This is a genomic window from Providencia sp. Marseille-Q8014 (assembly GCF_965112055.1).
This window is the reverse complement of record NZ_CBCOPT010000001.1, coordinates 548,322-561,714: the sequence shown is the minus strand read 5'-3', so window position 1 is coordinate 561,714 and position 13,393 is coordinate 548,322. Positions and strand designations below refer to the sequence as shown.

General features: G+C 36.9%; 12 protein-coding genes. 2 read left to right on the top strand and 10 right to left on the bottom strand.

The annotated features are described in order from the left end of the window. Positions 1–8 precede the first annotated feature (8 nt). The 5 genes from ACWPW6_RS02385 to ACWPW6_RS02365 all read right to left on the bottom strand — a co-directional run bounded on the left by ACWPW6_RS02385 (position 9) and on the right by ACWPW6_RS02365 (position 6,997). The gene (locus ACWPW6_RS02385) at positions 9–1,061 is read right to left on the bottom strand and encodes a RidA family protein (protein ID WP_249999768.1); all 1,053 of its coding nucleotides are present in this window, start codon (positions 1,059–1,061) and stop codon (positions 9–11) included. Between the two features lie 81 nt (positions 1,062–1,142). After that, positions 1,143–2,282 carry a class II histone deacetylase gene (locus tag ACWPW6_RS02380; RefSeq protein WP_163860613.1) on the bottom strand — a complete coding sequence of 380 codons (1,140 nt, stop codon included), beginning with the start codon at positions 2,280–2,282 and terminating at the stop codon, positions 1,143–1,145. Positions 2,283–2,344: 62 nt separating this feature from the next. Then, positions 2,345–4,015 (bottom strand): amidohydrolase, encoded by a 1,671-nt coding sequence (locus ACWPW6_RS02375; RefSeq protein ID WP_249999765.1) that lies wholly within the window; start codon positions 4,013–4,015, stop codon positions 2,345–2,347. Positions 4,016–4,025: 10 nt separating this feature from the next. Next, the gene (locus ACWPW6_RS02370; protein WP_154624237.1) at positions 4,026–5,798 is read right to left on the bottom strand and encodes an SDR family NAD(P)-dependent oxidoreductase; all 1,773 of its coding nucleotides are present in this window, start codon (positions 5,796–5,798) and stop codon (positions 4,026–4,028) included. 2 nt (positions 5,799–5,800) lie between these two features. Next, the gene (locus ACWPW6_RS02365) at positions 5,801–6,997 is read right to left on the bottom strand and encodes an MFS transporter (protein WP_163860611.1); all 1,197 of its coding nucleotides are present in this window, start codon (positions 6,995–6,997) and stop codon (positions 5,801–5,803) included. A 484-nt stretch (positions 6,998–7,481) separates the two neighbouring features. Between ACWPW6_RS02365 and chiP the strand changes: the two genes are divergently transcribed. Beyond that, positions 7,482–8,879 carry a chitoporin ChiP gene (chiP, locus tag ACWPW6_RS02360; RefSeq protein WP_154623380.1) on the top strand — a complete coding sequence of 466 codons (1,398 nt, stop codon included), beginning with the start codon at positions 7,482–7,484 and terminating at the stop codon, positions 8,877–8,879. Positions 8,880–9,117: 238 nt separating this feature from the next. Continuing rightward, on the top strand, positions 9,118–9,906 hold the full coding sequence (locus tag ACWPW6_RS02355; protein ID WP_249999764.1) for an AraC family transcriptional regulator: 789 nt from the start codon (positions 9,118–9,120) through the stop codon (positions 9,904–9,906). A gap of 140 nt (positions 9,907–10,046) precedes the next feature. On the opposite strand, the gene ACWPW6_RS02350 is transcribed toward ACWPW6_RS02355, so the two are convergent. The 5 genes from ACWPW6_RS02350 to ACWPW6_RS02330 are packed head-to-tail and all read right to left on the bottom strand — an operon-like array spanning position 10,047 to position 13,391. Further along, positions 10,047–11,150, bottom strand: coding sequence for an adhesin (locus tag ACWPW6_RS02350; protein WP_249999761.1), 1,104 nt, complete (start codon positions 11,148–11,150; stop codon positions 10,047–10,049). Between the two features lie 14 nt (positions 11,151–11,164). Continuing rightward, positions 11,165–11,686: a fimbrial protein gene (locus ACWPW6_RS02345; RefSeq protein WP_249999759.1), complete on the bottom strand. Its 522-nt coding sequence runs from the start codon at positions 11,684–11,686 to the stop codon at positions 11,165–11,167. Then, positions 11,686–12,213 (bottom strand): fimbrial protein, encoded by a 528-nt coding sequence (locus ACWPW6_RS02340; protein ID WP_249999757.1) that lies wholly within the window; start codon positions 12,211–12,213, stop codon positions 11,686–11,688. Before ACWPW6_RS02340 ends, ACWPW6_RS02345 begins: the two co-directional genes overlap by 1 nt. Then, positions 12,206–12,613: a fimbrial protein gene (locus ACWPW6_RS02335; RefSeq protein WP_249999755.1), complete on the bottom strand. Its 408-nt coding sequence runs from the start codon at positions 12,611–12,613 to the stop codon at positions 12,206–12,208. The genes ACWPW6_RS02340 and ACWPW6_RS02335 overlap by 8 nt, the downstream gene beginning before the upstream one ends. Positions 12,614–12,653: 40 nt before the next feature. Next, the gene (locus tag ACWPW6_RS02330) at positions 12,654–13,391 is read right to left on the bottom strand and encodes a fimbrial biogenesis chaperone (protein ID WP_154623375.1); all 738 of its coding nucleotides are present in this window, start codon (positions 13,389–13,391) and stop codon (positions 12,654–12,656) included. Positions 13,392–13,393 lie beyond the last annotated feature (2 nt).

Here is a 13,393-nt window from a genome sequence, read left to right as displayed (position 1 = left end):
TGTATGAATTAAAATGAATGAATGTTTATTTCAAGAAAAGATTTGTTATTCATCAGCTTTCTAACCGGTAAAGTTTCTATAATATAATCACTTACATTCGCACTCGCTAATTTCATCATTAGCTCATCATGTATGATATCGATATAAACCCCACTACTATTCTTACTTTTAACATATTTTGTTGTGACTCTGATCCTTGGCGAACTGTTATCTTTTAATATTGTATCAATGTATTTTTTGGCACTCGTAAAACTATCATATAAATCTAAATTGAATTGAAAGCATTGATAATCAATTGGATTGTCAATGTTTAATTGATGGTTTTTCACAAAGCCATCGATTTCAATTAAAAAGCTATCAACTGCCATACCATCACAATATGTGATATTAATATTGCAATTAATAGAAGATGGGCTGTTAGTATACTTCGCTAACTCATCTTTGATGAGTGATATTGCATCCTGATAAGCAATATCACTACGGAGATAAACATTTAATAAAAAAATATCATCTATTGAATAATCTAGTTCAACTATCGAATTATAAATCTTATTAATAATAACACTAACCTGCTCCTCTAAGGTATCACAGATATAATAAGGTGTTACCGTATTGTCAGAAACGACTAATGCTTCAGTACCAGTAATATAAAGTAGTTCTTCATGAATTAAAGAACGACTCACATCCATATCCATATTATAGAATGGTAAACACCGTACCTGTGTTTTTTTGCATGAAAAAACAAATTCAATTGAAACTAAGACATCATCAAGATTAAAGTGAGGTAATTTAATAATTGTCCCGACTGGCTTTTTATCCCCATATCCTTTAGATATTTCCTTACTGACTTTATGAAATTGGTTAATTGCATAAATAGGGTCCACTTGACCACTTTTTATAGCAATAGTATGTTTTAACATATCAGAATAATGAATACCCATTTTAAATAGCTGATTATTCACATCGATGATAATTTCTTTTAATTGTGTATCAAAGTCACCTTGAGAACAGGATGAGTGCCACCCAATAATAACGCAGTCATTCGTTTTTAATATATTCATTCTTGACCACCTGATTAATAAATTAAGTTAGGGCTAAAAACATCATTGAAATATTAAAAAAGGCTTATTTAACGGCTGACACTATAAACCAAGTTTAATGGCTTGATGATTTATCAAATTTTCTTGCAATTCTTTTAATTCTTTAGGAATGGTTTGCTGCTGAATAAATGAAATAAAAGGGTCTATCACTTGTGTAGTGATACCACTTAATCCTTCAAGTGCTGCTAACGCACAAAAAGGGACATAATGTTCCGAATATCCACCTTCATGTATAGCCACGACTCTGCCATGACAAATATCTTGTGCTAAAGCAACAACACACTCCATCATTTCTCGATAACTTTGACTATGAAGCTGCATATGTCCAAGAGGATCAAAGGTATTCGCGTCATATCCGCTGCCAACAATAATGACATCGGGCTTATACATCAATAGTGATGGGATCACAATTGTTCTTAATGCATACAAATATTCATCATGCCCACATCCCGGTAATAATGGAATATTAATATTAAAGCCAAGCCCTTCGCGGCTTCCTTGCTCCTCTATCGTACCAGAGTGAATAGGAAAGCAGTTATCTTGATGCAGAGATATAGTAAGGACTCTATTATCGTTATAAAAAATAGCCTGCGTACCGTTTCCATGATGAACATCCCAATCTAATATCGCCACCTTTTTAGCTGAACAATGTTCTAGTGCATACTTAGCGGCAATACTACTGTTTGCAAGATAAGTCGCCCCCATCGCGCTATCCGCTAATGCATGATGCCCTGCGGGTACACATGCTGCATAAGCCCTATTTAAAGACCCCTCCATAACATGATGTATAGCGGCCTTGGCTTGACCTGCGGACAGTAGTGCGATTTGGTAACTACCGGGACCAAATGGAGCTTGTAATCCCAGTTCCCCGCCTTCATTCTCACTAAGCTCAATAAAGTTATTTAAATACTCCTTAGTATGAACAAGCGCAGCATCGTGATAAGTAATTGGGGGCGCGCTATAAGAAAATAAAAATTCATTTATTCCGCTAACGTCAATTAATGATTTAAAACGACGAATACAACTTGCAGAACTGGCACCAAATTCATTAACCGCAAAAGGTTGCATCCAATTCATCTGATTATAAGCTAACGGGGGAGCTTTATGGTTTTTCCCCCATAAACAATATTCATGATAAAAAAAGCCTGTTTTAATCGTGGAGTCTTTAATATTACAATGCATACTATCCCCTTAATTAATTACTCGATATTGCCAGTGATAGCAACAAACTGATTTATTTCTATTTATTGCTTATAGACCATTTTTCCATGACAAATAGTTGCTATAACACTCGTTTCTCCGATTTGATGACTCGGAATAGTAAATATATCGTGACTCAATATTTGTAGATCTGCCCATTTTCCGATTTCTATAGAGCCTCGTTCATGTTCAAGGTGTTCCTGTTTAGCACCATTTATAGTGTACATACGAATAGCATCTTCAATATGACAAGCTAATTCGGGCTGATAAATTTGGTTATTTTTCGCTTTTCTTGTAAGTGTAAATTCAAGACCTTTTAACCAATTGAAAGGAAAACAACATGCATCTGAACCCGCTGCAACGACGACGCCTTCATTAATGTAAGCTTGCCAGTTAAATAAATTAGAATTATATGTATCAGGCATAATTTGCTTAATATTATCGATAATGCTATACCCAGCAATAGGTTGACAAGATAATAAAATATTATTTTTTGCCATTGTTTTCGCATTATCGATAGTGAGATCATCACCGTGAATAATAAAGTGCCGTAAATCTTTATTCGGCATTATCTCTTCAGCATAAGCAAAGGCCTCTATTGCAGCATCAATAGTTTTTCCACCTATAGCATGAATACCAACCTGCCAACCTAAACGATGTAACTCAACAATCGTTCTTTTTAGCTCAGTAATCTGTTCTTCAACGGTATCACCCTGGAAAGTTAATTCACCGTGATAATGGTTATGGCTTTTCCGAATACAAGGAGAGCTATCACCAAATAATTTTATAGTATTTATTTTTAGCCAAGATTTATTAATATTCGTTGGTAATTCAAATTCTTCGATACCCACGATAACATGTTTAAAACTGTGAATCCCATCCTTAGCTGCAAATAAGTTTACACTAACGCGTGTCAATAATTTATTTTCATCATAAAGCTCTTTATAGAGCCGAATAATCCTCGAGCTCCATGCACCATGAAATAAATTATCACCACCGGGTCCTAGAATATCTGTATAACTGGTTATTCCATTTTTTAATAAATGACTCTGGATGAGTAAAATGTAGTTTTTCAGAGCCTCATCAGATAGCTGAGGTAAGTATTTTCCAACAAGATTCATCGCCCCCCACTCGGAGATAATCCCTGTCGGCTCCCCTTTTTTATCTACACCAATACGACCGACCTCTTTAGGTAAATCGATTAACTCTTTCCCTAATCCCACTAAGTCGATAACATTTTTATTGACAATTAGGTTATGTAAACTGAAGTCACTGAACGTAGCAAGTTTCCCCTCCGTTTTTTTTGTTAGATAGTGACTATCCACAATAACGTTGTCTTGATTATCATCGATTAATTCAAAGGGGCATCCAATGCCGTATATCCATTCCTTATTGTTATTCATGAGCACATGCGCATCTAGTTTGCTATCAAATTCATTTTTCCCTTTGCTTTCAAATAAATCCAAAAAATCACCTGAAATTAACATGCCTGTATGTGTGGCATGAATATGAGCATCATTTGCAGCAGGTAAAACAAGTTTCTTGTTTGCATCAATAACCTGAGTTTGTACACCGATTTTCTGACTAATATCATCGTTGCTGCCAACATCAATAATACGTCCTTGTGAAACAGCAATGGCTTCTGCAAATGAAAATAAGCTATCAACCGTAGCCACTTTAGCGTTAATAATGACTAAATCTGCTTCTTGATTCATTATAAACACCTTAGCTAGGGATATAGTTTAGTGGATAATTTAATGCATTTAAGGAAATAATATTCGCTCCCGCCGGAATATTAATCATGACATTTGTATCAGATATATTTCCCCAACCTTTCCCAGTTGTTGTTTTATTATCCAAGTCATAAACAAAGACAAATGATAGGTCGATTAATAATTCTCGCCAAGTCACGATATAAGTCGAGTCATCAAACTTATAATAGCTCGCTTGGTCACATCCACCATCCCCCTTTCTTATTCCATTAATCACATTATAACAATACCAATGTGAGTTAATATAAATATGCTCATACACCGTCGGTGAGGAGTTCGAGTAGCAATATAACGCACGTGTGCCAATCAAATCACTAGTGACAAATGGATACTCACAACGATCAATTTGATTATTTCCTGTTAACACGACTGCTGGTGTAAAATATTGATGGTAGTGAGAAGCTAATTTCAAGGCGATGGGCTTATTTTTATCAGGCAAACTCGTTGGTTGATACTGAGTCAGAATAAATAAAGCTTTATTAGATTTAAAATCTACCGTAATAGATAACGTAATTTCAGTATTTTCAGGGAATAATAAATCAATAAAGTACAGGTCATTCCTAACCTCAACCACTTCATAATTAGCGACACTAGGAATAAAAATGCCTTGATGTTTAAAACCTTCAACAGTGCATGTTTTATGGTCAAAAAAGAGCTCAATAATTGAATTCTCAGTTTTGAATTCAATACCAGTCAAATCAAGTTTTTGACTTTGAGGCAAGCGATTATGGGCAAGTTCACTATAGACAACTTCTGATTTTAATTTGGCATCTTCGGTGAACGTTTCATTCACCATTTCTTCAGAAAGCTGCCATAATTTTTGTGCAAACTCCTCATCCAATACCCATGGAATAACACCCGTTCCCTGCCGAGTATCGTCATTGATTTGAGAATAGTTGCAATGTTCTAAAAACACCCCGCCTTTATTAGCAAATTCGGGATGACACAACGCCATAATCTGTGTTGCAACTCCCGCTTGGAGTGATTTTACAGGCACTTTATTCGTATCTTGCTTCTCGGCTAATTCATTAAAATCATCATGCTGTAAATGCATATGAAGATGAGTATCCAGAATAATACCGGGAGCAACCGCAAAAGCACGAACATTATAATTTTTCCAACGCCTATCAAATTCGAGTGCGAATAACACATTAGCTGATTTAGATTGGCCATATGCAGTCCAACGACTATAAGCTCGATAAGTAAAATTCGGATCCTTTAGATCCACATTACTTAACCGGTGAGCTCCCGATGTCATGACAACAACTCTTGCACCCTTTAATAAACATGGTGTTAGTTTATTTATGAGCAAAAAATGCCCGAGATGATTAATCGCGAATTGTTGTTCAAACCCATCGACTGTTGTTTGAAAATCTGTTGCCATTATGCCCGCATTAGCCAGTACCCCATCTAGTTTTAATGCTTCTAAGAGAAACGCTTTTGTAAAACGCCTAACATCATTCAGAGATGATAAATCGAGTAACTTAATATCAAATAATGTCTTATCAAACTGCAAAGAAAGCTCTTCAATAAGTTGTTGTCTTTTTTCTTCTGTTCTTACCGTCAGAACCACATATCCTTCATGACTTAATATTGCTTTAGCCGACTCCTTACCTAAACCTGAGTTTGCTCCTGTAATTAAATATTTTTTACCCTTAAGTGACACGCCATTTAATACTTCACTCCATGTCGTATATACATGATAATTATTTAAGCTATTTACCATCGTTATCCCTTATATTTATTATTTTTAAAAATTATCTTCACAATAATTACCATCGATATAACCAGTAATATTAAATTCAGTAAGAACATGCTAGAAAAGCTGACCCTTTCAATAAGCATACCACTCATCATAGGGCCTAAAGCGATACCTAACCCTAACGTTAATGACGTAAGATTCATCACATTACCATCCACTTCATATTCAGCGGCAATACTCATCGTGAACGGTAATATCAACGTCCATATATATTTAAAAACATAGCAACTAACAATGACAAATAGCGTATTAACATTTAAATACATTGCAAGTACTGCGGCGATGAGAAAAATAAAGCTGGTGACAAAAACTAAATTGACTTTTTTACTGAATAGAATCGATGTTCCTGCACCTAATATCCCTATCATGCTAGCTGAACCTAAGATATTGTAGATTGTTGATAGCTCCACATTGATTGCTTTAAGATATCCACCAATAAATGTCCAAACACCTGCAATCACAACATTGAATAAAAAGATAGCAAACAAACAAAAATACATTTCACTTTTAAAAACACTTTTACTGGCAACACCTTGTGTTTTCTCTTTAAAAATCTTTTCTTCTTTCATCCGCCAAATAGAATCTATCCCCTTTGTCAGGGGTAACACACAGACGAGTAATATTGATATAAAAATATATGCCGATATTATTCCGTAAGTATCAAGAAAAATGGGAAGAATAAAAAGACCTAAACTGCCTAAGACGATTTGGCTGAATAAAGAGATACTGAATGCACGATATGCGTTTGGTAACAATGCCATACAGGAGTTAGTAATGATAAATATTGTCGACCCAAAGATGGCGACTAGAATTCTGATCCCGATATAGAGATTAAAATTATCTTTAATGAAAAAACCTGAAGCAATATTCAATACTGAAACTAATAAAATCATGACGATATAGATATGGTACCAATTTATCTTTGTTTTTAACCAAAAAAAGGCTAGCACATTGGCTAACATCCCAGTTAAAATTTCTATCATATAGATAAAACCAACTTTTTCTGGGGAGAAACCAAGTTCCTTATCCATTTGTAACGTAATTAACGGAGCCCATAAAAACATCATTGGAATAAAAATTCCGCCGATAATAGGTGCAAGATAGATTTTCCATGTTGATAATGGCATTTTTTGAGACTTTATAGAACCGACAGATTCACTCATATCACCCTCTCTTATTTTCCATTTTCAATCATATAAATATAAATAAATAATTTTTTTAATAGCTAAACATGACAACTTTTTGTTTTATTACGCCACTTTTTTAATATCCCCATGAATTATATAAGATTAAACTTCATAAATATTAACCCCTGCGTTTAACTAAAAATAAAAAACACACCAAAAATATTTTTTCGCTTAAAAAACAAAATACAATGACAATTCACAACCATATTATCTAGGCACTAAAAAAATGACGATATAAAAAACCACATTAATAATGTCAAAGCAAACTCAATAACTATTTAACCGTTTAATTTTAAATAACCTCACTTTAAATACGTAAATACACCATTTTCAGATTGCTTAATATTTATCACAAAATATAACTATTATGGGCTTAGTCCTGAACTACGTTTTTGCCCTTTTATTATTTATAAAAAATAAAAATCAATTAATTTACTCAATCAATATTGAGGTATAAAGAATGGCTAATTCAATTATTAAACATACTAAAAAGCTGTTGGCATTAGAGATATTTTCGATATTAACTGCAAGCTGTTACATTCCTACCATCAATGCGTCTCCCCTTTTTGACGATGCAACATTAAAAGGTGGAATCTATTATTGGCAAAGGGATAGAACAAGAAAAGAGTTAAATCCAAGTAGTGATAAATATGGTGAGTATACTGATAACCTAAGACACTCCTCATTAAATGCGGCATTGGACTTTTCCTCTGGTTATCTTAACGACTTTATTGGTTTCGATTTTGCTGGATTTACTGCTATTGAATTATCGGATGGTGGCCCTGCCGCCCCTAACGAAATTGGTTTTAGTGATGCGAAAAATGTTTGGGATGAAAAATGGACCGGTGATCGTAGTGGGTTTACGTTTACAACCGCAGCAACTAAATTAAAAATGGGCCCGTTTTGGGCTAAAGCAGGTTATATACAACCGAGTGGACAAACCTTATTAACACCGAACTGGAGTTTCTTACCAGGAACATATCGCGGCTTAGAAGTTGGGGCTGAATTCGATACTGACGCTAGCGGTAAATTTAATATTTCATACATGTGGACAGATGAGTATAAGGCGCCATGGTATCGAGAGATGGCGGATTATCGTGAAGCAGATGCAACCACGACAATTGATTATTTACACTCCCTAGGCGTCAAATATGATGCCAAAAATAAATTGGTATTAGAGGGCGCTTTCGGTCAGTCAGAAGGCTATATGGATCAATACTTCGCTAAAATCTCCTATGCATTCCCACTTGCGGAACGTGATTTAAGAGTTTCGTATCAGTTTTATGGTGCACAAGATAAAGATAATAGTGGCGGGGTTAACGATGTCTATGACGGTTTAGCATGGCTACAGGCATTTACCTTAGGCTATACCTATGATTCTCTAGACTTTAAGGTAGAAGGAACGATGGTCCATTCACCAGGCCGACAAGGATACTTTTTATCACGCATGACATCTGCCTATAGCTCATCGAATGGTCGTTTAGATATATGGTGGGATGGCCGCTCAGACTTTAACGCTGATAATGAAAAAGCATTATTTGCGGGGGTCACCTATGATTTATCCAATTGGGATCTGGCAGGTTGGAAAATTGGAACCTCTTATATCCATGCTTGGGATGCAAAACCAAGTAGCAATCCAATTTATGATCAAAGCCAACGTATCAGAGAAAGTGCATGGAATGTTGATATAGGCTATACCATTCAGTCAGGGAAAGCGAAAGATACCTCATTCAAATTACATTACACCCGCTTTGATAATCATAGTGATATTCCAAGCTGGGGAGGTGGATTTAATAACATCTTCCAAGATGAAAGGGATATTAAGTTTATTGTAATGGCGCCATTTACGATTTTCTAATTAGCACGCACATTTTAACTTTTCTCCCTTTTGAGCGCGCGAGTTCTCTCAAAAATGCGCATTGCCTCATCTAAAATACCGGCCATCACTATATGGTCGGTATTTCCCCATTCTTATCACTATTCTCTATACCTTAAAACAGGCTATTATTTTCTCCGTTCACGACTGTTCAAACAAAAGTAGCTAATGCGTGAAAAATAGATAATGATATTTAAATCTCAGGCGAACCCGAGCTATTATGCGAAATATTCTTCTTCATCGAATTGATCATATACAGCGTGATGTTTTAGCTATTGGTACCGATTATCAACCTAATGTACTGCTAAATTCACATGTTCATAGACGTGCGCAGTTTTTATACGGTGCAACAGGTCTCATCGAGGTTAGCACCCGTGATGGTGAATGGGTCATCCCTCCTGACTGCGGTGTATGGATCCCTGAAAACACACCACATGAAACGAGAATGCTAAATGTGAGTACGCGCAGTCTCTATATCGAACCACATGCGGCACCACGACAACCGCATAAATGTGAAGTACTACGTGTTTCTCCTTTATTACGTCAGCTATTACTCGAAGCCGTCGACATCCCGCTTGAGTACGATCTCCATGGCCGTGATGGTATTTTGATCCAGTTGATCTTACATGAGATTTCACGTGCAGAGCCTTTACCTTTTTTTGCACCCGTTCCTCAAGATCCCCATTTAGCAAAGTTGTGCCTAGCATTCCTACAAGATCCGAAAATCACCTCATTACCTCATGAATGGGCAAAACAATTACACAAAAGTGAGCGTTCATTTAGTCGCTTTTTTGTGGCTCAAACGGGTCTCTCTTTCTCTGAATGGCGTCAACAGGCTTGCTTGCTTAGAGCCATGACTGATATTTCAGCCGGTAAATCAATTACCGAGGTTGCTTTTGGCTTAGGTTATAACAGTGCGGGGGCTTTTTCAGCCATGTTTAAAAAATGGCTAGGGCAAACGCCCTCAGATTTTATTCAACATATAGGCAAATCCACGCGGGTTGGTTGAGCCGTAGGTTAACGCTAATTTGGGGATGATAAGCGAAACGATTGTTTATCATCGAATAGACTCCGTCACATCACCTCAGTCTAGATTCAAGACACACAATACTTACGGCTCAACCAAATACTTGTATTTCTGAACCAACATCAATCATAGGTCGCAATCAACCATGCCGAACCTTGATAATCCCCAGCTACCGCATTTTTTCCTTGAATACGGCTGGTCACTCTTATCGTATCTAATTGATGAATTTCTAATGTTAAACTTTGTCCTGTCTGCCCTGTTGCTTCATCCGTTAACGTTAATTCGCTATAGATAACATCATTGCTATTTAAATGGCTTTTCAATGGCAAGCGTTTTTGCGGATCACTGTCTTTCGTATAATCTAGACGCAAGCGAATATTGGTTGATGACTTAAACTTACAGCTATAAAAAATTTTTTCTGTCACCGTGCTATCGTAATTCAAACTATTTAATTTACCATGGCGTAGGCTCACCGTTTCTGCCTGACCGGTGCTTGTCGTCGTCGTGCAAAGAGAATCAATATGAATTTGGGAAGCTGCTAATCGTAAAGGCACCGTCGTTTCATTGATTGGCCAGCTATCATATGGAGGTACCGTTCTATTAGCAGTAAACGCTCTCACATAGCCCCCTAAATCCATTGCATTGATAACTAACTGCCCATCAATAATTCTTTCACCAATATAGAATGTTAGCTTAATAGGAAATTGGCTATAAAATTGGCCAGATGGAAAGACATCACCACCAAAACCATTGGAGCACACTGCCGCATCAATATTCACCCAGTTCATTAGGTTTGTTTCAACGGTCATAATTAAGTTGCTATTGATTTGATAAGCCGGTTTGCCTTCAATATGAGTGCCCGCCATAGGTGCATACATAAATAAACGGTGGAATGCGTTATCAGACGGAATATTGGTCTCTTTTTTCCCCCATTGCCTTCCGTGGCACCTAACCTGCCCAGAAACGCTGACATCCTTACTCGCGCTATCAATAAGCATGGTATTACCGATGCGGTAATAATTTTTACCATTAGAACCGACTATCGGTTTCGGTATTAATTCACTATCACGTTCTAATTTGATCACATAGCCTGTATTCGGGTCGACGATTTGTGCTGCATAGTCAGCTATAGCCTCAAAGCTAATCGCAATGAATAATAAAGCGATTATTCCTTTACCATGCCGAATTCTGACACGAATACCGCCATAAGATTTAAACTTAAACATAACCGCGATTCCCATTAGTCATAGGTCACCAAAATAGTCATAGCAGAGGTAAACTTACCTACAGCTAATCGCTCCGAAGGGATAGTGCTGATTAAACGTGCTTGTAAATCAGCTCTATATTCGGTGGCGCTGATTTTTTTAGGATGAATTCGTTGCAGCTTATTAATATCCAGTACATGTACTGCTCCCTCCGTTATTTCATTAAACAGGATCCCTAACTCTGCCGTTGTGGTCGCTAACAATGTCTGTCCATGATGTTGTAATGTATGAGTACCTTTAGGATTTAAAATAATCGCTAGGTTTTTATTAAAATCACAACCTGAAAGATGAATCGGAAAATCTTTATTAATATGCGTGTTATCTAATGCTTCAGGCTTCATACTTCCAAAATCTATCGTCAGTTGTGAGTCATTATGTTCACTATGAATATTACAGCTAGGCGCCACCATAGTTGCATTAACTTCAACTAACACATCAGATTGAGCTAATGTGCTCATTAAAAAGCAAACGGCGATTATGGTACTGTCTCTTTTCATTACTCATACTCCACCGAAAATGTCGCTGTCCCCTTAAAATCACCAACCTTTATTTTTTCAGTCGCAGGCTTGCGTACAAAGACACCAAACGTTAATTGTTGCTGGTCATTCACCACTGAAACAACACCAATATCAATAGGTTGATTCCAAACAATAAGCTGATTATTTTTATTGGCTTCAGTAATTCCAAGCAACGCACCACTTTGACCTTGTGTCATTAAATAATGATGACCGCCAATATTGGTTAGTTGCTGGCTTTGCCAGGTAAATCGAATCGTTTTATTCAAATTAGATTGACTGCATTTATTAATCGCAATAAAGAAAGGTTGTATTTCGCTGGCGCCATGCTCATTAATATATTGCCAACGTAAATTATCTAGCTTAATTTGCTTATTAACGGATTCAGTAGCAATTTGGCATTTGCTGTGCACCAGTTCACCGCGAAATTGCACGTCTAATTGTGGATAACAAAATGCGTTTTTTGGCATTAGCACTAACATGATGACAACAATAAACACGTTATTCATAGCTAACCTCCAATCTCAATATATGCTGATTTTCATTGAGAATAGGCAGTGGTATTTTATTATTTCCATGCGTTAGTTGCGCTGCTGAACGTTTAAATTTTTGCCCCAGCAAGACATCATAAAATTGCAATTTAACGGGCGTTTTAACCGAACTATCAGGAATATCATTTTCATGAAAAATAACGCCAGCCCCACATTCCGTTAAAATAACGTCAGTATTCATGGCTAAATTACAAGGGGCACTAAATAATGCTGCATTAACCTTAATCCACCCTTGTCGTGGCTGTTCATAATAGGTTTCTTCCGCGGGTGTATTAGCGACAGGCGTTGCAGCTTGAGTCCAATTGCTCACGACACAACTCAGAATAACCAACAATAACCGTCTTCTTTGATGTTTCATTATTGCCTTCCCCCTCGACTATCTTATTTGAGAAGCGCGACTACAGCTCTTTTGTCACTGTGCAAACATCACTGACACACTGAAAAGCCAGTGTAGGCTTGCCACCATAATCATTGATATAGGTAAGATAGGGGGTTGCTAATTTGGAGGATGCCATATCGTGCGTAGATCTTGGTGGCACCATCACGACATCAAAATGGCTTTTCTCTGATTGCGTTTTGCTATCGCCTAAACCAATCACCGTTAAATGAAAAGGGGTCCGATTGTGCAGTTTATAGCCTTTTGTCGTTCGAGTTAGTGTGACCTTATGAGCCCATCGCGTTTCTGATTCCGCCAAAATACGGGTAGGCCGATAAAACAACTTAACACGAGACTGCAACGCAATTTGTAATGTATTCCCTTCCGTGGATTTTGGGGGAACTTCCCGCAGATTGAAATAAAATACCGACTCTCTATCTTGAGGTAACTGCGCAAGCAAAGGCGTTACACTCAATCTCACTAAGCTATCACTGTTTGCTTCGACTCTCTGCAAAGGTGGCGTTGATAAAATTGCCCCTTTGGTTAATTTATTTCCCTGTAAATCCTCAATCCAGCTTTGTGCTAAATAAGCTTCTTCAGGATTATCATTCGTGATCCGGATATTGATAGAACGTTCGCTTCCGGGAAAAATAATTCTTGTTCGGTCTAATGTAATGGCGCTATATGCACTCATCGCAACTGACATTGTTAGCAAAAAACAGCCCCATAATAGCCCATGATGTAACTTTAAATTCAACATAA